The organism is Saccharothrix sp. HUAS TT1, from assembly GCF_040744945.1.
Classification (GTDB): Bacteria; Actinomycetota; Actinomycetes; order Mycobacteriales; family Pseudonocardiaceae; genus Actinosynnema.
The window spans coordinates 6,221,042-6,242,865 of sequence record NZ_CP160453.1 but is presented as its reverse complement, the minus strand read 5'-3'; the positions used below and the strand labels follow the sequence as shown (position 1 = coordinate 6,242,865).

Genomic DNA, 21,824 nt, shown 5'->3' with positions numbered 1-21,824 from the left:
TTTGCTTAACCTGATCCAGTGACCACGCAGGCGGCCGAGGGGCTCCGCGACCGCAAGAAGCGGCAGACCCGGGCCGCCCTGGGTCGCGCCGCCGTCCGCCTGGTCGCCGAGCACGGCCTCGACCACGTGACGGTCGAGGACATCAGCGCCGCCGCCGACGTCTCGCCGCGCACCTTCTTCAACTACTTCGCCACCAAGGAAGACGCCGTCCTCGGCCCGGACCCGGAGGCGGGCCCCCGGCTGCGCGCGCTGGTCCTGGCCCAGCCGGCGCACCTGTCCACCGCCGCGGCGGTGCGCGAGGCGTTGCTGGCGGAGGTCGCGGCGGAACTGGCCGACGACCGGGAGCTGTGGCTGCACCGGATGCGCGTGGTCCAGCAGCACCCCGTGCTGCTGGCGAAGGTGTTCTCCGGCAGCCAGGCCTTCGAGCGCGAGCTCGTCGCCGGCATCGCCGAACGCGTCGGCCTGGCCGAGGACGACACCTACCCGCAGCTGCTCGGCGCGGCCACGGGCGCGGCGTTCCGGGTGGCCGTCGCCCGCTGGTCCAGCACCGCCGCACCGCTGCACGAACTGCTCGCCGAAGCGCTCGACCTGCTCGCCGACGGCCTCGCCGACCCGCCGCGAGCCGTCCCGCGCACCTGACGCACCCGCGACAACTGGGGGGAACCCGATGTCCACCGAAACCGGCACGACCTCGCGCCGGGAAGTCGTCCAAGCCATGTCCGGCCTCATGCTGGGCATGTTCATGGCCATCCTGGCCTCGACCATCGTGTCGAACGCGCTGCCGCGCATCATCGCCGACCTGCACGGCTCGCAGTCGGTCTACACCTGGGTCGTCACGACCGAGCTGCTGGCCATGACGGCGACCGTGCCGCTGTGGGGCAAGCTCGCCGACCTCTACAGCCGCAAGCTGCTGATCCAGCTCTCCCTCGGCCTGTTCGTGGTCGGCTCGCTCATCGCCGGGTTCTCCCCGAACGTCGAGGTGCTGATCGCCAGCCGCGTCGTCCAGGGCCTCGGCGCGGGCGGCATGACCGCGCTGGCCACGATCGTGATGGCGGCGATGATCCCGCCGCGCGAGATGGGCCGCTACGCGGGCATCTTCGGCGCGGTGTTCGGCGTCGGCACGGTCGCCGGCCCGCTCATCGGCGGCCTGATGGTCGACACCTCGTGGCTGGGCTGGCGCTGGTGCTTCTTCATCGGCGTGCCGTTCACCCTCGCCTCCATCCTGCTGCTCCAGCGCACGCTGAACCTGCCGGTGGTGCGCAAGGAGGTGAAGATCGACTACCTGGGCGCGGCGCTGATCGTCGGCGGCGTGTCCACCCTGCTGGTGTGGTCGACGCTGGCGGGCCACCAGTTCGAGTGGGCCTCGGCGTGGACCGCGCTGCTGGTGGGGGTCGGCGTGGTGCTGCTCGGCCTGGCGGTGTGGGTGGAGTCGCGGGCGGCCGACCCGATCGTGCCGCTGACGATCTTCGCCAACCGCACGGTCGCGCTGACCACGCTGGCCAGCGCGCTGGTGGGCGTCGCGATGTTCGGCGGCACGGTGTTCCTGTCCCAGTACTTCCAGATCGGCCTGGGCAAGACGCCGACGCAGGCGGGCCTGATGAGCCTGCCGCTGATCTTCGGCCTGCTGGTGTCGTCCACCGTCGCCGGCCAGCTGATCACCAAGTGGGGCAAGTGGAAGGGCTTCCTGGTCTCCGGTGGCGTGATCATGGTCGGCGGGATGCTGCTGCTGGCCACGATCGACGCGAACACGAGCGTGTTCATGGTCAGCGTGCACATGGCCGTGCTCGGCGTCGGCGTGGGTCTGCTGATGCAGAACCTGGTGCTGGCGGCGCAGAACGACGTGCCCGCCCGGGACCTGGGCGCGACCACCTCGACCCTCACGTTCTTCCGCAGCCTCGGCGGCGCGATCGGCGTGAGCGCGCTGGGCGCGGTGCTCGCCAACCGGGTGACGTCGTTGAGCGAGGAGAAGTTCGGCCCGGCGCCCGCGGGCGCGGAGAGCGCGGTGCCGGACCTGTCGCTGCTGCCGGAGCCGGTGCGGCTGGTCGTCCGCGAGATCTACGCCACGGCGACCGCCGAGCTGTTCCTGATCGGCGCGCCGATCGCGGTGCTGGCGCTGCTCGCGGTGGTGTTCATCAAGGAGAAGCCGCTCAAGACGCAGAGCGGTGACGAGCGGTTGGCCGCGGAGATGGCCGCCAACCACTGAGCGGGACACGGTGTCGCACCTGCCCGACCTGTCCGGGTTCCCGGGTGGGCGGGTGCGACACTTTCGCGCGTGTCGGGACTGCGCGAACGCAAGAAGCTGGCCACGCGGACGGCGTTGGCCGATGCCGCCCTGCGACTGTGCGTGGAGCGCGGCCTGGACGGGGTGACCGTCGAACAGGTGGCCAACGAGGCCGGCGTCTCCCTGCGCACGTTCTTCAACTACTTCTCCTCCAAGGAGGAGGCCGTGGTGGCCGGTGACGTGGCCACCGCCGCCGCGTTCGTCCGGGTCTTCGCGGGCAGGCCGGGGGAGGAGCCGGTGCTGCGGGCCCTGCGCGCCGCCCTGGTCGAGGTCGTGCCGGACCGGATCGACCCGGACCGGGTGGCGCTGCTGCGCGTGCTGCGCCGGACGCCCGCCCTGCTGCCGCACCAGATCGCCGCCTTCGCCGCCCAGGAGCGGGAACTCGCCGCCGCCGTCGCCGCCCGGGTCGGCGTCGACCCGGCCACCGACCTGTACCCGGCGATGTTCGCGGCGACCGTGATGGCGACCCTGCGAGTGGTCGTCGGCTGGTGGCTGGACGCCGTGCAGCGGCCCGAGTTGTCCGATCTGATCGGTGTGATGATCGAGCGGTTGGAAACGGGTTTCGCCGTGGTCGGGCCCGACCGCGTTTAGGGCGCTACCGCTTTCCGGCGTGCGGCGGTAGGTCGAACTCGGGGCGTGCGGGTGAAAAACGCGTCCACCATCGCGCGGAATGACGAATCGGCCGCCGCGACAGCGGTTCCCGCCGCGGGGCCGATACCGCACCCGCCGCGGTGTCGACGTTGACGAAATCCGTCCAAGGTGTTTCCACGCCCGCCGATCACGGCGCCACCGCCCCATCGGCGCGGTCGGCAACTACACCTACAACGCCTACACCGCGTACAGCACGACCGGTGCGCAGGTCGGCGCCTGCTCCACCACCACGGGGTCGTCGCCGGGCGTGACGACCTGCTACGCCCTGGACAGCTCGCCCCTGGCGGCGCCGTCCCCGGTGGCCGGGCTGCCCGCCGGCGTGATCGCGTTCAACCCCGAGGTGATCACCGACGCTACCGGCCACGTGCACGGCTACCCGCCCGTTTGGGGCGGCCCGTACGGCGGCGCGGCGATCTGCTACGACTGGACCACCGCGTCGGCATGTGCGGGCCTGACCAACCCGATCGCCCACCCCGGCGTCAACGACGGCGCGACCCGTGACTACGGCTACGCCTACGACACCCCGACCGGCTGCATGGCTACGTGCCGCGCAACTCGCCCGCCCACACCCCGCCGTCGTACTCGGCGTGGTCGTCGGCGACCCCGTGCTCCCTGCTCTGCCTGCTGGGCTGAGCCCCGACCGGCCGGTGGGGACGGCGTCCGCCGCCCCCACCGGTCAGGCGTCGCGGCAGGTGTCCCGGACCTCGGGGAGCTGCCGGAAGCCCGCCGACCGGTAGGTGGCGACGGCGGCGGCGTTGGCGCTCGGGGTGCAGACGATCGCGCTGGACGAGCCGAGTTCGCGCAGCACGGCCGCCGCGGCGACGCTGATCGCCCGGCCGTGGCCGCGACCGCGGTGGTCCCGGTGCACGCCCATCGGTTCGAGCAACCCGGGCCTGCCCGGACCTGCCGACCACACCGTCACCGCCGCCACCGCGGCGCCCCGGTCGTCGTGCGCGACCAGGCACCGGGCGTCGGCGTACGGTGCTCCGGCCGCCATCGCCCGCCAGCGCTCCTCGCTGAAAGTCGACCGGTCGAACGCCGCCCGCTGCACCGCCGCCCGCACGCCGGCCCGCTCCGGTCCGACCACCTCGACCCGCACACCGGGGTCCTCCACCGGCTCCGCCAAGTCCCGGCGCAGCGGGGTCCACGGCTCGCCGTCCCGCCAACCGCCGCCGGACAGCAGCTCCCGGACCAGCGATCCGGCCGGCGACTCGACGCAGACCTCATCCGCCGGCAGCACACCGCGCTCCGGCTCGGTGATGTCCTCGACCAGCCGCCGCGCCAGCTCCGCGTCCCGCCGCGCGTCCGGCGCCATCGTCAGCCGCAGCAACCGGGGACCGTCCAGCAGCCCGACGGCGAGCACCCGCCCGTCCCGGCCCCAGGTCCGCACCGCCGCGGTCGCGGCCTCCTCGCCGAACCGCCGGAACCAGCCCAGGTCGCCGGGGTGCAGTTGCATCGGCGCGTCGTCGTGCTGCCACGCCCGCAGCACGCGCGCGGCCTCGTCCAGTGCGTTCGCCACGTCCTCGATCACACACCACCGCGCCGGCCGTCCGCACCCGGTTTCGGGCGGGCGGCGCGGACGTCGGTGGCCCGCTCAGCTGCCCTGCGGGTTCTTCGGCTCGAACTTGACGATGATGTCAGCGTCGTTGCTCGTGCCCTCGGGGCTGCTGAAATTGGTCTTGGGGAATCCGTTCCGCGAGAAACCGGTGATCGTCACCGTGTACCCGACTCCGTCGACGTGCACGAAATCGGGTTCGTGGATCTTCGGCAGCGTGACGAGGTCGTCCTGATAGCCGCCCACGTTGAGCGTTTCCTCGTGGCTGAAGGTGGCGAGGAAGGAGTGGAGCTTGTTGTCGTCCTCGAAGTACACGTCGATGGCGAGGGTCGCGGTGAAGGTCGACGCCTCCATCATCACCACCGCCCAGTTGTGGTGGATGAACGTGCCCAGCACGGATTCGGTGCCGTCGAGGTGGGCGTAGGTGCTGACCGGCACGAATTCGTACGCGCTCTGCCCGCCCAGCGGGTCGGCGGCCGGGGTTCCCCATTTGATGTAGGGCGTGTTCAACCCGCTGATCCCGCCAATGGAGGCTTCGGTCCACTTTCCCCTGGTGCTGATTCGACCCACTGCCGAGCACTCCTCACCTCAGGTGCTCTCGATATGAGGCACCCCACCCACGATGGTGCTCTCACAAGTGCAACCGCATCAGCCGAACGAGTGAAGCGGACAACCCGACTCTTCCTCGATATCCGCAGTACCGGTCTTGGGCATTCCAAGTGACGGGAAGCGAGTGCACACCGTGCTCGAACGCCAGGTGCGGGCCGCGCGGCCGGGTCGAAGGGCCCGGCGTCCCGACGGCTGAACCCGGCCTGGCAGGGGGACGGTGGACCGGCCGGTGGGGGCGGGGCGCTTGCCCTGGGGCGCGGTGGTCATCGACGTTCCGTCCGACCTGGTCCGTGACCCGGTCACTGCTGAGCGTAGTGGTAGCTCACGGTGCCAAAACGTGCACGCCGCGCAGGTTTTAGCGGATGTCAACAAAGTCGACGAGTTTCCGCAGGTCAGCCTGATAGGGCTTCCACCACCAGCTCCGCCAACGGGCGGTCGGGGTGGTCCAGCCAGTACTGGGTCGTCGCGCGCAGGGTGGCGAGGAAGGTGGCCGCCAGCACGCGGGCGCGGAGGGGGTTGGCGTCGTCCGTCCGGTCGGTGATCTCTGCGGCCAGGTCGCGCTCCACCGCCGCGTAGGCGGCCGCCTGGTGGGCCACCAGGGCCGGGTGGCGGGCGATCAGGCGTCGGCGGGTCAGCCAGTCCGGGTCGAAGTCCTCCGTCACCAGGCGCTCGGCGGCGGCGGCGAGGGCCGGTCGCGGTGGGCCCGGCGGTTGGGATCGGACCAGGTCCAGCAGGCGGCGCAGCCGGAGCAGGTCGCCGTAGGAGATCGCTTCCTCCTTGCCGGCGAAGTAGTTCGAGAACGTGCGGCGGGACACCGACGCGGCGTCCGCGATCGACTCGACCGTCACCCGGTCGGGGCCGTGCTCCAGCGCCAGCCGCAGCGCCGCCTCGTGCAGGGCCAGGCGCGTGGCCGACTTCTTCCGCTCCCGCAGTCCGTCCATCCCGACCCAGTCTAGGTCACTTGCCCATTGGGCAAACTTGCACAACGCGCAAGTTTGAGCGATAGTTGTATGTGGCAAGCAATGCGAGGAGACAGGGAGGCGGCATGGACGCCGTCGGGCGACAGCTGGAAGACCGGGTGCGTGACCTGCTCCGGGTCGTGCGGATGGTCAAGCAGCGCCCCCACACCCTGCCGCCCGGCCTGATCGGCACGCTCGCGCTGATCGACCGCGCCGGCTCCAACCCCACCGGTTGCCACGCCAAGGAGCTGGCCGCCCAGGCCGGGCTGGACCCGTCGACGGTCAGCCGGGCGGTGGCCGCACTGGTCGCCAACGGCCTGGTCGAGCGGCGCGCCGACCCCGGCGACGGCCGCGCCAGCATCCTCGTGGTCACCGGGCGCGGCCACGAGGAGCTGGCCGCCGCCCGCGACTGGTACGACAAGCTGCTCTCCCGCGCGCTCGCCCACTGGAGCCCTGAAGAGGTCGAGGTGCTGACCGAATCCCTCGGCCGCCTGACCACCGATATCGAAGGAGCCCTCGGCTCCACCTTGGAGGCCGCGCGATGAGCGCACCCGCCACCACCACCGGACCCATGAGCCACCGGCAAGTGCTGGAAGCCCTGAGCGGTCTGCTGCTGGTGCTGTTCGTCGCCATGCTCAGCAGCACCGTCGTGTCGACGGCCCTGCCGCAGATCATCGGCGCGCTCAACGGCTCGCAGACCCAGTACACCTGGGTGGTCACCGCGACCCTGCTGACCGCGACCGCGACCACCCCCGTCTGGGGCAAGCTCGCGGACCTGTTCGACAAGAAGACCCTGGTCCAGGTCGCCATCGTGATCTTCATCGTGGGCTCGGTGATCAGCGGCTTCGCGCAGAGCGCGGGTCAGCTCATCGCCGCGCGCGCCTTCCAGGGCATCGGCGTCGGCGGCCTGCAGGCCCTGGTGCAGGTCGTGATCGCGGCGATGATCCCGCCGCGCGAACGCGGCCGCTACAACGGCTACCTCGGCGGCGTGATGGCGCTGGCCACGGTCGGCGGGCCGCTGCTCGGCGGCCTGATCGTGGACACCTCGTGGCTCGGCTGGCGCTGGTGCTTCTTCATCGGCGTGCCGGTCGCGGTGGCCGCGCTGTTCGTGCTCCAGGCCACGTTGAAGATGCGCACGGTCCGGCGGGAGAACGTCAAGATCGACTACCTGGGCGCGAGCCTGATCGCGGTGGGCGTGAGCGTGCTGCTGATCTGGATCTCGTTCGTGGACAGCTCCTTCGCGTGGCTGTCGTGGCAGAGCCTGGCCATGGTCGGCGCGTCGGTGGTGCTGCTCGGCGCGGCCGTCGCGGTCGAGGCGCGGGCGGCGGAGCCCGTGGTGCCGCTGCCGATCGTGAAGCAGCGCACGACCGCGCTGGCGATCCTGGCCAGCGTCGCGGTGGGCATGGCGATGTTCGGCGGCGCGGTGTTCCTCGGCCAGTACTTCCAGATCGGCCGCGGCTACACGCCGACCGAGGCGGGCCTGCTGACGATCCCGATGATGGCGGGCGTGCTCGGCGCGTCCATCGTGTCCGGTCGGCTGATCACCAAGACCGGCAAGGTCAAGCCCTACATCGTGGCGGGCGCGGCGACGCTGGTCGTCGGGTTCTTCGCGCTGGGGCAGATCGACCACCAGACGTCGCTGGTGCTGGTCGGCGGCGCGATGCTGCTGGTCGGCGTCGGTGTCGGCATGAGCATGCAGAACCTGGTGCTCGCGGTGCAGAACACCGTGCCGCTGAAGGACATCGGCGCGGCCAGCTCGACCATCGCGTTCTTCCGGTCCCTGGGCGGCACGATCGGCGTGTCGGTGCTCGGCGCGGTGCTGGCCCGGCGGGTCGAGGGCGCCATCACCCGCGACCTGACCGCGGCGGGCATCCCGGCCACCGGCTCGGGCGGCGGCAGCCTCAACCTGGCCGTGCTGCCGGACGCCGTGCAGCACATCATCCGGGCCGCGTACGGCGACGCCACCGGGCACATCTTCGTGATCTCGGCGGGCATCGCGGTGGTCGGCGTGGTCGCGGCGCTGCTGCTCAAGCCGATCACCCTGCGCACCAGCCTGGACCTGGCCGAGGCGAAGCCGAAGGTCGGCGCGGACTCCTGACAGGCCCGGTGACGAGCCGGCGCGGCGGCGGGGTGGCGAGAACCCGTCGGGAAGTGGCACTGCGGCCACTGCCGCGCCGGCTCCGCCGTCTTTAACGTCCAGGGCGACCGAATCCCCGGGACGACGAGGAAGACCAACCATGACCGTGGTCACGGCGCTGCTCATCGGCGTGCTGTACGTGCTCGTGAACTCCTTCATCCCGGACCGGCACCGCCGACCGTTCAACGCGATCATGGTCGCCGGCGCGGGCGCGGCCTACCTCAGCGGCGGCGGGTTGGGCGCGTGGGAGTTCGCCATCACCGCCGTGATCACCTGCTGCGCCTACCGCGGTCTGGGGTCGTGGACGTTCATCGGCATCGGCTGGCTCGTGCACACGGCCGCCGACGTGGCGCACCACCTGCACGGCAACCCGATCGTGCCGTTCGCCGAGCACTCGTCGCTCGGCTGCGCGATCTGCGACCCGGTGATCGCCCTGTGGGCCTTCGCGGGCGGTCCGAGCCTGCGGTCAATGACCCCCGCAGCACTCGTGCGGGCTCTCCGCCTCCGCCGGGCGCAGCACGCCGCCGACGGCCGGCTCCACGAGTAGCACCAGCTCGCCGTCCCGGCACACCGGGCGCAGGAAGCCCAGCGTCTCCACCAGGTCCCCCGGCGCGACCGGGACGCCGATGCCGACCACCCGGTCGACCGCCGACCGGGCCACCACCTCCGCCACCGGGTGCGTCCCGGTGAGCGCCGACTGGCCGGGGAACCGGACGCACCGGCCAGCGGAGCGGTCACGGCCCGCCCTGGCCGCCCGCGCGGCGGGCGTGTCGGCTCCGGACAGCGCCTCCACCGAACCGCCCAACGCCTCCGACAACCCGGCCACGTCCACCCGCGCCTGAGGCACGTGCGCCGACAAGGTGGTGACGGCGACCGGACCGACGCGGTCGACGTGCGTGCACACGAAGTCCGCGCCCACCCCGTCGAGCGCGTCGAGCAGCAACGCGTCCACGTGCGCCGCGCCGTGCTCGCCGGGAAGGGCGGGCACGGCGCCGAACCACGGCATCAGATGACGTCCACGAACACCGGGTTCGCGTAGAACCACAGGTCCGACCACGGGTCGGCGTCGCCGACGACGTCCATCACCGGGCCGCCCTCCGCCGTCAGCCGGTTGCCGTCCGAACCACGCAGCCGCAGGTAGAAAGCACCTCCCACATCGCGGAACGTGTGCGTGAACCGCACCGTGCCACGCGCCGAGCGGGCCACCTCGAACTGCTCGACCACCCTCGTCCCGGGCGCCGAGAACGCGTCCCGGTCGGCCGCCGGGCCGGTGACCGGACCGGCGATCAGGTCCACCTTCGCCAGTCGCGGCACCACGCCGGCGAAGTTCGCGCCCCGCGCCAGGTCCACCTCGACCACCACCTCCACGTCGTCACCCCGCCGCACGAACGTGCGACCGCCGACGGTGACGCCCCGGTTGTCGCCCTCACCCAGCGACCGCACCCGAACGTTCAGCCCGTCGATCACCCGCCCGTGCACCGCGACGATCCGGCCACCCCGCATGCCGCGCATCACGTCCACGTAGGACTTGGAGTCGGCGCCGACCAGCGTGGAGCTGTAGTAGCCGGGCCAGTAGTCGCCGTAGACCTGCGGCGAGCCGGTGTCCACGGGCGCGCCCCGGCTGCCGGTCGCGTTGTGGTCGCCCGCACCGGGCTTGACCGTGTCCTGGTGCACCTGGTGCGCGTCCGAGGTGGCCGTGACCCACCACGGTCTGCCCTCCGCCAGCAGCGAGTCCCACAGGCCGCCGACCTTGGCGGTCATCCAGTCGAACCCGCCGTAGGTGCGGTACGGGTTCTCCGCGGCGGTCGGCGCGAAGCCGGGGAAGCTGTCCTGGTTGGGCGAGCCGTCGTAGTAACCGCGCGCGCCGCCGCGACCGCCGTCGGCGGTCCTGATGCCCGCCGCCTGGTGGCCCGGCGCGCCCTCCATGCCCACCGCGACCTCCGGCGCCGCGTCCCGCCAGCCGCGGAGCTCGTGCGGGCTGTCCACCCCGCGCCGGGCCGGGTGGTTGGCGAACATCAGCGCGATCTCGGTGCGGCCGGACAGCACCTGCGCCTCCAGGTACCGCAGCGCCGCCAACGCGTGCGGCTCGCCGTCGGCCGAGGTCGAGCGGGTGATCAGGCCCTTGCCGCCGCTCGCGACCGGCGTGGACAGGATTCCGCCGTCGTAGGCCGCCTCGAAGGCGCGCAGGATGTCCACCGCGGACCGGCCGGGCGGCAGGAACACGGTGGCGTGCTCGGCTCCCGGGATGTTCCACTCCAGGCCCTGGTAGACCAGCACGTCCCGGTGCGACCGGCGGGCCCGCTCGATGTCCGGCGCGACCTGGTCGACCGAGAACTTCTCGTGCGCCACGCCGCCGTGGTCGGTGATCACGACCCAGTCCAGCCCGTGCTCGCGCGCCTTGGCGACCTGCTGCGCCACCTCGTACTGGCCGTCGGAGGAGTACTTGGTGTGGATGTGGTGGTCGCCCGCGAACCAGCGACCGCGACCGCGCCACGGGTTCACCGGCGTGGCCGGCCGGTCGTCGTGCGCGTGGGCCGGGACGGCGCCCAGGGTCGTGGCCACCCCGGCCGCGCCCAGCCCGGCCAGGAACCGGCGGCGCGCCACCGACAGCGGCCGGTCGTCCTCGCCGTCGCGCCAACTGCCCTCCGCGTCCTCGTGGTGGTGCTCGTGCGTGTGGTCGTGCGACATGGACGACTCCGATCCTGGCCCGAACGGCGGCAGGCCGAAGTATCGGGTCGCGTCCCGGCGCCGGGTGGTGCGCCGAGCGGAACTCCGGGTGAACACATCGGGGCGTGCCGGGACGTCCCGGGACCGTCAAGACCGCGTCAAGGACCGGGGTCGCGTCCCGCGCCGCGACGGGCGCGCGCACACTGGGGCCGTGGGCAAGCGCAAGCGCGGCGAGCTGAGGATCTACCTCGGCGCGGCGCCCGGTGTCGGCAAGACGTTCGCGGTGCTCGGCGAGGCGCAGCGGAGGCGGGCCAGGGGCACCGACGTGGTGGTCGGCCTGGTCGAGACGCACGGCCGGGAGCGGACCGCGGCCCTGCTGGACGGCCTGGAGCGGCTGCCGCGCGCCGACACCGAGCTGGACGTCGACGCGCTGCTCGCCCGCTCGCCCGAGGTGGCGGTCGTGGACGACCTGGCGCGCGCCAACGCGCCCGGCGCGCGCAACGCCAAGCGCTGGCAGGACGTCGAGGAGCTGCTGGACGCGGGCATCGACGTGCTGTCCACGGTCAACGTCCAGCACCTCGAATCGCTCAACGACGTGGTCGAGCGCATCACCGGCGTGGCCCAGCGCGAGACCGTGCCGGACGAGGTGGTGCGGCGCGCCGAGCAGGTGGAGCTGGTCGACATCACCCCGGAGGCGCTGCGCCGCCGCCTCGCGCACGGCAACGTCTACGCCGCGCACAAGATCGACGCGGCCCTGGGCAACTACTTCCGGGTCGGCAACCTGACCGCGTTGCGCGAGCTGGCCCTGCTGTGGGTGGCCGACCAGGTCGACGTGGCGCTGCTGCGCTACCGCTCCGAGCAGCGCATCACCGACACCTGGGAGACCAGGGAACGGGTCGTGGTGGCGATCAGCGGCGGCCCGGAGAGCGAGACGCTGATCCGCCGGGCCCGCCGGGTGGCCGCCCGCGCGGGCGCCGAGCTGCTGGTGGTGCACATCCTGCGCGGCGACGGCCCGGTCGGCGCGTCGCCGCGGCTGGTGGCCGGGTTCCGCCGGGTCACCGAGGACGTGGGCGCGACGTTCCACACCGTGGTCGGCGGCGACGTGCCGACCGCGTTGCTGGACTTCGCCCGCGGCGTGAACGCCACCCAGCTGGTGCTGGGCACGTCCCGCCGGTCGCGCCTGGCGCGGGTGTTCGACGAGGGCATCGGCGCGGCGGTGATCCAGGCGTCCGGCCCGATCGACGTGCACATGGTCACCCACGAGGAGGCGCGTCGCGGTCCGCGGCGGCGGTGGAGCGGCGCGCCCGACCGCCGGTCGCGCGTGCGGCTGGGCTGGGCGCTGGCCGCGCTGCTGCCCGCCGCCGTGACCGGGGTCGGCCTGCTGTGGCCCGACGGCCTGGCGTTCTCCACCGACCTGGTCGGGTTCTTCCTGGCCACGGTGGTGGTCGCGCTGGTCGGCGGCCACGGTCCGGCGCTGGCCGCGGCGTTCCTCGGCGCCGGGCTGCTGAACTTCTTCTTCACCCCGCCGTTCCACAGCCTGGCGGTGGCCTCGCCGGGGAACCTGGTCACGCTGGTGGCGATGCTGCTGGTGGCGGTGCTGGTCGCGCTGGTGGTGGACCGGGCGGCCCGGCTGGCCGAGCGGGGCGCGAACGCCCGCACCGAGGCCGCGCTGCTCGCCTCCTACGCCCGCACCGTGCTGACCAGCCCGTTCCCGGTGGTCCGGCTGCTGGAGAAGGTGCGGGAGAACTTCGGGCTGGAGTCGGTGGCGCTGCTGGAGCGGCGCGACGGCGAGTGGGAGCGGGTGGCGTGCGTCGGGCCGCGGCCGTGCGCGGAACCGGACGACGCGGACGTGGACGTGCCGGTCACCGCGGACGTGCACCTGGCGCTGCGCGGCCGGACGCTGCCCGCGGCCGACCAGCGGGCGCTGGAGGCGGCGGCCGGCCAGGCGCTGATGGCGTTGCGGCAGCAGCGGATGGCGGCCGAGACGGCCGAGGCGCAGCGGCGCGCCGACACCACCGAGCTGCGCACCGCGCTGCTGTCCGCGGTGGGCCACGACCTGCGCACCCCGTTGACCTCCATCAAGGCCGCGGTAGGCAGCCTGCGCGATCCCGACCTGCGGCTGTCCGAGCAGGACGTCGCGGAGCTGCTGGAGACCGCGGAGGTGTCCGCCGACCGGCTGACCGGACTGGTGGACAACCTGCTCGACTCGTCCCGGCTGGCCACCGGCGCGGTCGCGCCGCGGCTGCGCGCGGTGACGTACGACGAGGTGGTGGCGCGGGCCATGGCGGGCATCGACGAACGCCGCACGGTGTCCGTGGACGTCGCCGAGCACCTGCCGCCGGTGTTCGCCGACCTCGGCCTGCTGGAACGCGTGGTGGCCAACGTGGTCGACAACGCGCTGCGGCACGGCAGGCTCAACCCGCGCCGGCTGGTCGACGTGGACGGCGACGGCCGGATCAAGGCCGACGAGCCGGAGGTCGCGGTCCGCGCCAGCGCCTACGGCGACCGGGTCGAGCTGCGCGTGGTGGACCACGGGCAGGGCCTGCCGAAGAACACGGCGGACGTGGTGTTCGCGCCGTTCCAACGCCTGGGCGACCGGGCGGCCACTCCCGGGGTGGGTCTCGGGTTGAGCGTGGCGAAGGGTTTCGTGGACGCCATGGGCGGCACGATCACGGCGGAGGACACGCCCGGCGGCGGCCTCACGATCGTCATCTCCCTGCCCACCGCCGACACGTCGACGGCCTGACCGGGTGGCCGGCCCGCGCGGCCGGCCACCCGCCCGCGCTCACCGCCTCGGCGACGTGGTGCCCAGGTCCCACCGCACGGCCTTGAGCGTGCCGTCGGCGGTGGTGCTCTCGCCGACGATGGTGCCCCGGTCGTTCAACGCCACCGGCAGGCTGTGCGCGCCGCCGAGCGAGCCGAGGTAGGTGACCTTCCCGTCGCGCCACAGGAACGCGCGCGGCGCGTCGGGGTTGCCCGCCGACGTCCAGCCGACCACGTCGCCGCGCTCGTTCACCGCGACCGCCTCGGACGGACCGGGCACGCCCAGGTCCACCGGCTTGCCGCCGGCCGGCCACAGCACGGCCCGGCGGTTCGCGATCTGCCCCGTCCAGCCGACGACGTCGCCGCGCTCGTTGAGCGCCTGCGGGCCGTTGGCCACCCGACCGGCCTCGGCCAGCACGGTGACGCCGGAGCCCTCCCAGCGCAGCGCCAGGGTGTCCCGGTTGCCGACGACCACACCGGCCTCGTTGATCGCCTCGACCGAGTACGCGCTGGTGCCGGGCGCGGCGGCCAGCGGCTCGCACCTCGTCGCGTCCGGGCAGCGGAACGCGTACGTGTCACCGCTGAACATGGGCGCCTTCGAGCCCGCGACGACCCCGGCGTCGTTGATCGCGCTCAACCACACGTGCGGCCCGGAGATCGGCAGCGTGACGTTCCCTCCGTCCTCCCACACCACGGCGCGCTCCTGGTGGTAGCCCGACGACGACGAGGAGGTCGTCATCGGCACCGACCCCTCGGCGTTGATCCCCGAGGCGATCACCCACCCGCCGCTGGGCGAGATGTCGGTGACCTCGCCCGCGTGCCAGATCCGCGGTTGCTGGACGTAGGGCCCGGAACCGCTGGTGGCCCGCTGGATCAGCACCTGGCCGATCTGGTTGAGCCCGACCGGCGTGCCGACGCCGAGGTCGGTGGCCGGTCCGCCGCCGCGGGCCCACTGCACGGTGTGCGGCGCGCCGTTGCCGGACGTCACGCCGATGACCTGCCCCAGGTCGTTGACCGCGACGGTGCGGTGGGTGGGGTAGCCGGGCAGGCCCGGCAACTCGGTGATCAGCGCGTGCGCCCGCGCACCGGGGGCGGTCACCAGCGGCAGGGCCACGGCCAGCGCGACGACGGCCGCGGGCGTGCGTAACTTGGGCATGATCGCTCCATTGCGAGATGTCCGCTGAATCGATTCGAACGGTAGCGTCGGCCGCCCGGCCCCGGCGTCGGCCGGACAGTGGAATCAGGGGAAGCCGTCGACCACCCGAGACGGGGCATCCGAACGGCCGTGCGCGGTTGCTCAGGCCAAGGGGGTTGCTCTCTGTGGTGTCCTAGTGACCTAGGGAAACGGCGGCGAGGCGCCGCCACGGTGACCCAGGGGGAGCGATGTCCCGCAGAGCAACGGCTTTACTCACCGCCGCGCCGACCGCCGGTCGTGGCCCGGCGGAACCCGAGGGCGTGGTCACCCTGGTGACCGGTGACCAGGTCCGGCTCCGCGCCGGCCGGGCGGACGTGCGGCCGGGTCGCGGGCGCGAGGACGTGCGGTTCCTCCAGCACCGCGACGAGCACGGCGACCTGCACGTGGTGCCCGCCGACGCGGCGGCAGCGGTCCGGTCCGGGCTGCTGGACGGTCGCCTGTTCGACGTCACCGGCCTGGTCCGGGCCGGGTACGACGACCTGTCGACGCCGGTCACGCCGCTGATCGTCACGTCGACCGGCCCGGCGGTCGCGGGCGGGCAGCCGTTGCCGAGCATCGGCGGGTTCGCCGTGGAGGCGGCCAAGGGCGCCGCGTTCTGGCCGGGCGCGCGGGCCGCCGGCGTGGACCGGGTGTGGCTGGACGGCCCGGTGCGGGCGACCCTGGACCGCAGCGTGCCGCAGATCGGCGCGCCGCGGGCGTGGCAGGCGGGCCACACCGGGGCGGGCGCCAGGGTCGCCGTGCTGGACACCGGCGTCGACGCCGGCCACCCGGACCTCGCCGGGGCCGTGGTGGAGGCCAGGAACTTCAGCGACAGCGACAGCGCCGACGACCTGGTCGGCCACGGCACGCACATCGCCGCCACCATCACCGGCGCGGGCGCGTACCAGGGCGTCGCGCCGGACAGCGTGGTGCTCAACGGCAAGGTGCTCGGCGACAACGGCGGCGGCCGCGAGTCTGACATCGTCGCCGGCATGGAGTGGGCCGTCTCGGCGGGGGCCGACGTGGTCAACCTGAGCCTGGGCAGCGCGTTCCCGACCGACGGCGCCGACCCCATGTCGCAGGCGGTCGACCGGCTCACCGAGCGGAGCGGCGCGCTGTTCGTCGTGGCGGCGGGCAACAGCGGGCCGGGCGACCGGACCATCGGCAGCCCGGCCGCGGCCGACCTGGCGCTGACCGTCGGCGCGGTGGACCGCTCCGACCGGCTGGCCGCGTTCTCCTCGCGCGGCCCGCGCTGGTCGGACGACGCGATCAAGCCGGACATCACCGCGCCGGGCGTCGACGTCGTGGCGGCCCGCGCCGGGAACGCCACGATCGGCACGCCGGTCGGCGACCGGCACCTCGCGCTCTCCGGCACCTCCATGGCCACCCCGCACGTGGCCGGCGCGGCGGCCATCCTCGCCGCGCAGCACCCCGACTGGACCGCCGACCGGCTCAAGAGCGCGCTGATGGGCAGCGCCGAGCCCAACGCGGCGCTGACCGTGTACGAGCAGGGCGCGGGTCGGGTCGACGTGGCCCGCGCCGTCACGCAGCCGGTGACGGCGTCGCCCGCGTCGCTGAGCCTGGGCGCGACGACGTGGCCGCACCACGACGACGCGCCGATCGTGCGGGAGGTGACCTACCGCAACGCGGGCGCGACGCCGATCACCCTGGAGTTCACCACCGACGTGCGCGACCCGGGCGGCAACGCCGCACCTGCGGGCATGGTCACGGTCTCACCGCCGTCGGTCACCGTCCCGGCGGGTGGTTCGGCGGCGGTCGTCGTCACCGCCGACACCACAGTGGACGCGCCCGACGGCACCTACGGCGGCGCGGTCGTCGCGACCGGTGGCGGCACGTCCACCCGCACGCCCGTCGGCTTCACCAAGGAGGCCGAGAGCCACGACGTGCGGCTGACGTTCCTCGACCACGGGGGCAGGCAGACGCCGGAGTACTTCTTCCGGTTCGTCGAGGTCGAGCGGCAGCGGGCGCACCTGCGGCACGACCCGTCCGGCACCCTCGTCATCCGGCTGCCCAGGGGCGTGTTCTACCTCGACGCGTGGGTCCAGACCGCCGACACCGGGCAGATCACCCAGTTCCTGGAGCCGAGCTTCACCGTGACCGGAGCGACGGAGGTGGTGCTCGACGCCCGCGACGGCGAGCCGCTGGCGATGCGGGTGCCGCGCCCGACCGCCCGGGTGGGCCGGGCCGAGATGTTCTTCGAGCGCCGGACGTCGTGGGGCGACACCGGCAACGGCATCATCGCGTCGGGCGTCGACGGCTTCCTGTTCGTGCCGTCGAAGACGTCCGCGCCCGGCGCGGCGAGCTTCACGGCGTCCGCGCGGCTCGCCGAACCGGACGGCAACGGCACGTTCGTCGGCAGCCCCTACCAGTACAACGTCTCGTGGACGCACGACGGCGGCGTGCCGGAGCACCTGGACCGCGCCTTCGCCGACCGCGACCTGGCGAAGGTCCACTCGGTGACGGCCGCCGCGGCGGCGGGCAAGGCCGGGTTCCACGACCAGGTGGTCGGCGGTCCGCTGCCGTTGCGGGTCACGCAGTTCTTCACCCCGGACGCCCTCTGGCACGGCGGGTTCGCGCAGCTGGCGGACCCCCAGGCGTACCCGGCGGAGACCTACCAGGACACGGCCCGGCCGCGTGGTTTCCGGCAGGGGCGGCCGGTCAGCGAGAAGTGGAACGCCGCCGTGTTCGGTCCGGCGTTCCCGCTCACCTCGCGCCCGCACGAGTGGGCCCAGCGCGCAGGCGACCGGATCGGCGCGTCCGTCCCGCTGTTCACCGACCAGGACCCGAACCACCACGGGTCCTCCGCGACGGTGGAGGCCCGGACCACGCTGCACCGCGACGGCGTGCTGCTCGGCGAGTCCCGAGTGGCGGGGCGCGTGGCGGCCGACGTGCCCGCGTCCGAGGGCAGGTACCGGCTGCACGCGCGGGCCGACCGGGCGGGTGTGTCCGACCTGTCCACCAGGGTGGTCGCGGACTGGGAGTTCACCTCGGAGCACGTCGACGGCGAGGACCCGGCGGCCCTGCCGCTGCTCGCGGTGCGGTTCGCGCCGTCGCTGGACGACCGGAACGCGGCGGCGGCCGGGCGTCCGTTCGCGTTCCCGGTCTACGTGCAGCGCAACGGCGTCGCCGGCGCCGAGGGCGTGGCCGAGCCCGCCGTGCAGGTCTCGTTCGACGACGGCGCGACGTGGCGGCCCGTGCCGCTGCTGAAGGTGGGCGCGCGCTGGCTGGCGGCGGTCGTCCACCCGGCCGGCGCCCGGTTCGCGTCGCTCCGGGCGCAGGCGCGCGACGCGGCGGGCAACTCGGTCGACCAGACGATCACCAGGGCGTACGCGCTGAGGTGACGTCCCGCCGGGCGCGCCCGATCACCGGCCGGGCGCGTCCAGCGGGTTGGCCGACACCCGCCGCGGCCAGCCGTCGCGCACCAGCCCGGCGACGGCGCAGTCGGGCTTGCGCTCGGCCTGGTCCGCCGCCCTGGCCAGGAAGGCGTCCGCGAACCCCAGCCGGGGGAACCTGGTCACGACGGCGTCCCTGACGTCGTCGGCGAACCGGTCCAACCCGCGCCCGGACACGTCGGCGCTGACCGCGACCTGCAGCAGGTGGCTCTCCGGGTCGTCGTCGGCGGGCACGTCGTCGCGCATGTGCAGCACGATGACCTCGGCCAACCGGTCCCGCCGCACCCGGCCCCACCCCGCGCCGGCCGCGAACACCCACGCCACGTGCCCGCCCGCCACCTCGAACGGCAGCTCGTGGTTGTCGAACGCCGAGGTCAGCGCGAGGTCGTGCAGCAGCGCGGCCACGTACAGCAGCTCGCCGTCGTGCGCGATGTCCGCCGCGGACGCGTGCGCGACGGCCCACGAGTAGGCGCGCAACGAGTGGTTCAGCAGCCACGGCTCGGCGTACTCGTGGCACACCTCCAGGGCCGCGGCGGCGGCCTTGGAGTCGGGCCGGGTGAAGAGGAAGTCCACGGCGGCGAGCCTAGCCCTCAGGTCACGACACCGCGCCGTCCTCGACCAGACCCGCCCAGATCGCCTCGCCGACGACCGTCAGCGCCGACTGCGGCCGGATCATCACGGTCAACGCGCCGATCCGGCCGGCCGCGTCCAGTTCGAGCAGGTCGACGCCCTCGACCTGCTTGCCGTTCACCACCGTCCGGAAGTGCAGGACGTGACCGCCCGGCCCGTCGTACCGGCCGACGTACCGGAAGTCCTCGAAGGTCCGCTGCAGCACGGCGAACAGCGCCCGCACCGCGTCGATCCCCTCGAACGGCTTGAACCGCACCGGGCTGTGCAACGTGATGTCGTCGGCGAAGAACCTCGTCGCGCCGACGATGTCGCCCGCTTCGACGGCCGCCTGGAAATCGAGTGCCGCGTTCAACCCTGCCTCCTGGTCAGATCGTGGCCGCGAGTCGCGTGCCCTGGTCGATGGCGCGCTTGGCGTCCAGTTCGGCGGCGACGTCCGCGCCGCCGATGACGTGCGTGACGACACCGCGGGCGGTGAGCGCGTCCACGAGGTCGCGCACGGACTCCTGGCCCGCGCACACCACCACCGTGTCCACGTCCAGCACCCTCGGTCGTTCGCGCCGCGGGCCGAACGAGATGTGCAGGCCCGCGTCGTCGATCCGCTCGTAGTTCACCCCGGTCAGCTGCTCGACGCCCTTGGCCGCCAGCGCCGCCCGGTGCACCCAGCCGGTCGTCTTGCCCAGCCCTTTGCCGATCCGGGACTCCTTGCGCTGCAACAGGTAAACCTGCCGCGCGGGCGCGGCGGGCTTCGGGTCGACCACGCCGCCGCGCACCTGCTCGGGGTCGGCGACACCCCACTCGGCCCGCCACTCGGCCACGTCCAGGGCGGGGGAGGAGGCGTGGGTCAGGAACTCGGTCACGTCCACCCCGATGCCGCCCGCGCCGATCACCGCGACCCGGTCGCCGACCGGCGCGCCGTGCCGGACGACGTCCACATAGGACAAGGCGCGCTCCACGCCGGGGATGGCGGGCACCCGCGGGGCGACGCCGGTGGCGATCACCACCTCGTCGAAGCCGGCCACGTCGGCCGCGGTGACCCGCCTGCCCAGGCGCAGCTCGACACCGGTCAGCTCGATCCGCCGCCGGTAGTACCGGATCGTCTCGGCGAACTCCTCCTTGCCGGGGATGCGCCGGGCGATGGCGAACTGGCCGCCGATGTCGTCGTCGGCCTCGAACAGCTCCACCGCGTGCCCGCGCTCGGCCAGCGCGGTCGCCGCCGCCAGGCCCGCCGGACCCGCGCCGACCACCGCCACCCGCTTCACCCGGCGGGTGGGCAGCAGCGTCAGCGTGGTCTCGTTGCCCGCGCGCGGGTTGACCATGCAGGACGCCTTCTTCAGCGAGAACGTGTGGTCCAGGCACGCCTGGTTGCACGCGATGCACGTGTTGATCTCGTCGGCGCGGCCGGTCTCGGCCTTGCGCACCCAGTCCGGGTCGGCCAGGAACGGCCGCGCCATGGACACCATGTCGGCGTCGCCGCGGGCCAGCACCTCCTCGGCCACCTGCGGCATGTTGATCCGGTTCGAGGTGATCACCGGGATGCCGACGTGCGGGCGGAACTTCGCGGTGACGTCAGTGAACGCCGCGCGCGGCACCGAGGTGACGATCGTCGGCACCCGCGCCTCGTGCCAGCCGATGCCGGTGTTGATGATCGTCGCCCCGGCCGCCTCGACCTCCTGGCCGAGCGCGACCACCTCGTCCCAGGTCTGGCCGTCCGCGACCAGGTCGATCATCGACAGCCGGTAGATCAGGACGAAGTCCGGGCCGGCCGCCTCCCGGCAGCGGCGCACGACCTCGACCGCGACGCGCCTGCGGTTCTCGGCGCTGCCGCCCCAGCGGTCGGTCCGCTCGTTGGTGCGCGGCGCGAGGAACTGGTTGATGAAGTAGCCCTCGGAGCCCATGATCTCGACGCCGTCGTAACCGGCCTCGCGGGCCAGCGCGGTGGCGCGGGCGAACGCGTCGACCTGCGCGCGCACGCCCCGGTCGGACAGCGCCCGTGGCCGGAACTTGCTGATCGGCGACTTCAGGGCGGACGCGGACACGGTGAACGGGTGGTAGCCGTACCGGCCGGCGTGCAGCAGCTGGAGGGCGATCTTGCCGTCGTGCTCGTGCACCGCCTGGGTGATCACCCGGTGGTTGCGGGCCTCGCGACGCGTGGTGAGCTTGGACGCGAACGGGTAGAGCGAGCCCGCCCGGTTGGGGGAGAAGCCGCCGGTGACCATGAGGCCGACGCCGCCGCGCGCCCGTTCGGCGAAGTAGGCGGCGAGCGCGTCGAAGTCCTTCGCGCGGTCCTCGTTGCCGGTGTGCATCGACCCCATCAGCACCCGGTTGCGCAGGGTCGTGAAACCCAGGTCCAGGGGCTGGAGCAGGTGGGGGTACCCCGTCATCGCCGGTCGTCCTCTCGCATGGCGGCCAGTACCTCGTCGCACCACTCGACCAGCGCCTGCTCGGCCCGGATGCCGCCGCGCAGGACCAGGTACTGGTGCAGTCGCCTGCCGGACAGGGCCGACGGGTCGGAGAAGTCCTTCTCCTCCAGGGCGAGGTAGACGTCGAGGCGTTCGGCGTGCCGGTCCCGGTGCCGGGCGATCTCGCCGACCAGCGCGCCCTGGTCGCCCAGCGACGCGCCGCGGACCTTCACCGACAGCTCGTGCCGGACGGTCTCCGGCTCGCTGGGGGAGGCCAGCCAGCGGGCCAGCTCGTCCCGGCCCGGGTCGGCGACCTCGTAGACCTTCTTGTCCGGCCGGCCGTCCTGGGCGACCTCGTGGCACGACACCCAGCCGAGGTCGACCATCCGCTTGAGGGTGCGGTAGATCTGCTGGTGGGTGGCGGCCCAGAAGAAGCCGATGGACTTCTCGAAGCGCCGGGCCAGCTCGTAGCCCGAGCCCGAGCGCTCGTCCAGCGACACCAGGATCGCGTGCTCCAACGCCATGACCGGAACCGTAGCTGTGCAACGCGGTGCAGTGCAACTAGTTGCATAGGCGGCTAGTCGGT

The 21,824-nt window shown here is 73.4% G+C and carries 18 protein-coding genes; 8 read left to right on the top strand and 10 right to left on the bottom strand.

Annotated features, from left to right (window positions below):
• The first annotated feature begins 18 nt into the window (after nt 1-18).
• The 3 genes from AB0F89_RS28035 to AB0F89_RS28025 all read left to right on the top strand — a co-directional run bounded on the left by AB0F89_RS28035 (nt 19) and on the right by AB0F89_RS28025 (nt 2,872).
• Nucleotides 19-639, top strand: a complete 621-nt coding sequence (locus AB0F89_RS28035) for a TetR/AcrR family transcriptional regulator (protein ID WP_367128612.1) — start codon at nt 19-21, stop codon at nt 637-639.
• Nucleotides 640-667: 28 nt separating this feature from the next.
• Complete coding sequence (locus AB0F89_RS28030) at nt 668-2,203, top strand: MDR family MFS transporter (protein ID WP_367128611.1); 1,536 nt, start codon at nt 668-670, stop codon at nt 2,201-2,203.
• Nucleotides 2,204-2,272: 69 nt separating this feature from the next.
• Nucleotides 2,273-2,872: a TetR/AcrR family transcriptional regulator gene (locus tag AB0F89_RS28025; protein WP_367128610.1), complete on the top strand. Its 600-nt coding sequence runs from the start codon at nt 2,273-2,275 to the stop codon at nt 2,870-2,872.
• Nucleotides 2,873-3,608: 736 nt separating this feature from the next.
• Here AB0F89_RS28025 and AB0F89_RS28020 read toward each other — a convergent pair.
• From AB0F89_RS28020 to AB0F89_RS28010, 3 genes are all read right to left on the bottom strand, one after another.
• The gene (locus AB0F89_RS28020; protein WP_367128609.1) at nt 3,609-4,451 is read right to left on the bottom strand and encodes an N-acetyltransferase family protein; all 843 of its coding nucleotides are present in this window, start codon (nt 4,449-4,451) and stop codon (nt 3,609-3,611) included.
• Nucleotides 4,452-4,526: 75 nt separating this feature from the next.
• On the bottom strand, nt 4,527-5,057 hold the full coding sequence (locus AB0F89_RS28015) for a choice-of-anchor K domain-containing protein (protein WP_367128608.1): 531 nt from the start codon (nt 5,055-5,057) through the stop codon (nt 4,527-4,529).
• A gap of 431 nt (nt 5,058-5,488) precedes the next feature.
• Nucleotides 5,489-6,037, bottom strand: coding sequence for a TetR family transcriptional regulator (locus AB0F89_RS28010; protein WP_367128607.1), 549 nt, complete (start codon nt 6,035-6,037; stop codon nt 5,489-5,491).
• A 104-nt stretch (nt 6,038-6,141) separates the two neighbouring features.
• Here AB0F89_RS28010 and AB0F89_RS28005 point away from each other — a divergent pair, with 104 nt between their 5' ends.
• From AB0F89_RS28005 to AB0F89_RS27995, 3 genes are all read left to right on the top strand, one after another.
• On the top strand, nt 6,142-6,600 hold the full coding sequence (locus AB0F89_RS28005; RefSeq protein WP_367128606.1) for a MarR family winged helix-turn-helix transcriptional regulator: 459 nt from the start codon (nt 6,142-6,144) through the stop codon (nt 6,598-6,600).
• A gap of 26 nt (nt 6,601-6,626) precedes the next feature.
• Nucleotides 6,627-8,153, top strand: a complete 1,527-nt coding sequence (locus tag AB0F89_RS28000; RefSeq protein ID WP_367128605.1) for an MDR family MFS transporter — start codon at nt 6,627-6,629, stop codon at nt 8,151-8,153.
• 139 nt (nt 8,154-8,292) lie between these two features.
• A complete protein-coding gene (locus AB0F89_RS27995; protein ID WP_367128604.1) occupies nt 8,293-8,739 on the top strand; it encodes a DUF6010 family protein in 447 nt (148 codons plus the stop codon).
• On the opposite strand, the gene AB0F89_RS27990 is transcribed toward AB0F89_RS27995, so the two are convergent.
• Complete coding sequence (locus AB0F89_RS27990) at nt 8,659-9,198, bottom strand: hypothetical protein (RefSeq protein ID WP_367128603.1); 540 nt, start codon at nt 9,196-9,198, stop codon at nt 8,659-8,661. The genes AB0F89_RS27995 and AB0F89_RS27990 overlap by 81 nt on opposite strands.
• Entirely contained in the window at nt 9,198-10,880 is a 1,683-nt protein-coding gene (locus tag AB0F89_RS27985) for a PHP domain-containing protein (protein ID WP_367128602.1), read from the bottom strand. Before AB0F89_RS27985 ends, AB0F89_RS27990 begins: the two co-directional genes overlap by 1 nt.
• 190 nt (nt 10,881-11,070) lie before the next feature.
• On the opposite strand from AB0F89_RS27985, the gene AB0F89_RS27980 reads away from it, so the two are divergent.
• The gene (locus AB0F89_RS27980) at nt 11,071-13,605 is read left to right on the top strand and encodes a DUF4118 domain-containing protein (protein WP_367128601.1); all 2,535 of its coding nucleotides are present in this window, start codon (nt 11,071-11,073) and stop codon (nt 13,603-13,605) included.
• A 39-nt stretch (nt 13,606-13,644) separates the two neighbouring features.
• Here AB0F89_RS27980 and AB0F89_RS27975 read toward each other — a convergent pair whose 3' ends face one another.
• A complete protein-coding gene (locus AB0F89_RS27975) occupies nt 13,645-14,778 on the bottom strand; it encodes a hypothetical protein (RefSeq protein WP_367128600.1) in 1,134 nt (377 codons plus the stop codon).
• Between the two features lie 227 nt (nt 14,779-15,005).
• On the opposite strand from AB0F89_RS27975, the gene AB0F89_RS27970 reads away from it, so the two are divergent.
• The gene (locus tag AB0F89_RS27970) at nt 15,006-18,158 is read left to right on the top strand and encodes a S8 family serine peptidase (protein WP_367128599.1); all 3,153 of its coding nucleotides are present in this window, start codon (nt 15,006-15,008) and stop codon (nt 18,156-18,158) included.
• Between the two features lie 21 nt (nt 18,159-18,179).
• Here the strand turns inward: AB0F89_RS27970 and AB0F89_RS27965 are convergent, their stop codons facing one another.
• From AB0F89_RS27965 to AB0F89_RS27950, 4 genes are read right to left on the bottom strand one after another with little or no spacing between them, the layout of a single operon-like run.
• On the bottom strand, nt 18,180-18,782 hold the full coding sequence (locus AB0F89_RS27965) for an HD domain-containing protein (RefSeq protein ID WP_367128598.1): 603 nt from the start codon (nt 18,780-18,782) through the stop codon (nt 18,180-18,182).
• A 22-nt stretch (nt 18,783-18,804) separates the two neighbouring features.
• Nucleotides 18,805-19,191, bottom strand: coding sequence for a nuclear transport factor 2 family protein (locus AB0F89_RS27960; protein WP_367128597.1), 387 nt, complete (start codon nt 19,189-19,191; stop codon nt 18,805-18,807).
• Nucleotides 19,192-19,204: 13 nt separating this feature from the next.
• Nucleotides 19,205-21,220, bottom strand: coding sequence for an FAD-dependent oxidoreductase (locus AB0F89_RS27955; RefSeq protein ID WP_367128596.1), 2,016 nt, complete (start codon nt 21,218-21,220; stop codon nt 19,205-19,207).
• The gene (locus AB0F89_RS27950; protein ID WP_367128595.1) at nt 21,217-21,762 is read right to left on the bottom strand and encodes a PadR family transcriptional regulator; all 546 of its coding nucleotides are present in this window, start codon (nt 21,760-21,762) and stop codon (nt 21,217-21,219) included. Before AB0F89_RS27950 ends, AB0F89_RS27955 begins: the two co-directional genes overlap by 4 nt.
• Nucleotides 21,763-21,824 lie beyond the last annotated feature (62 nt).

Bases quoted from the DNA above. Each gene is read 5' to 3' on its own strand.
- AB0F89_RS28005 (WP_367128606.1), top strand. From the start codon at position 6,142: ATGGACGCCGTCGGGCGACAGCTGGAAGACCGGGTGCGTGACCTGCTC.
- AB0F89_RS27990 (WP_367128603.1), bottom strand. From the start codon at position 9,198: ATGCCGTGGTTCGGCGCCGTGCCCGCCCTTCCCGGCGAGCACGGCGCG.
- AB0F89_RS27995 (WP_367128604.1), top strand. From the start codon at position 8,293: ATGACCGTGGTCACGGCGCTGCTCATCGGCGTGCTGTACGTGCTCGTG.
- AB0F89_RS27975 (WP_367128600.1), bottom strand. From the start codon at position 14,778: ATGCCCAAGTTACGCACGCCCGCGGCCGTCGTCGCGCTGGCCGTGGCC.
- AB0F89_RS28030 (WP_367128611.1), top strand. From the start codon at position 668: ATGTCCACCGAAACCGGCACGACCTCGCGCCGGGAAGTCGTCCAAGCC.
- AB0F89_RS27985 (WP_367128602.1), bottom strand. From the start codon at position 10,880: ATGTCGCACGACCACACGCACGAGCACCACCACGAGGACGCGGAGGGC.
- AB0F89_RS28000 (WP_367128605.1), top strand. From the start codon at position 6,627: ATGAGCCACCGGCAAGTGCTGGAAGCCCTGAGCGGTCTGCTGCTGGTG.
- AB0F89_RS28010 (WP_367128607.1), bottom strand. From the start codon at position 6,037: ATGGACGGACTGCGGGAGCGGAAGAAGTCGGCCACGCGCCTGGCCCTG.
- AB0F89_RS27955 (WP_367128596.1), bottom strand. From the start codon at position 21,220: ATGACGGGGTACCCCCACCTGCTCCAGCCCCTGGACCTGGGTTTCACG.
- AB0F89_RS27950 (WP_367128595.1), bottom strand. From the start codon at position 21,762: ATGGCGTTGGAGCACGCGATCCTGGTGTCGCTGGACGAGCGCTCGGGC.
- AB0F89_RS27970 (WP_367128599.1), top strand. From the start codon at position 15,006: ATGTCCCGCAGAGCAACGGCTTTACTCACCGCCGCGCCGACCGCCGGT.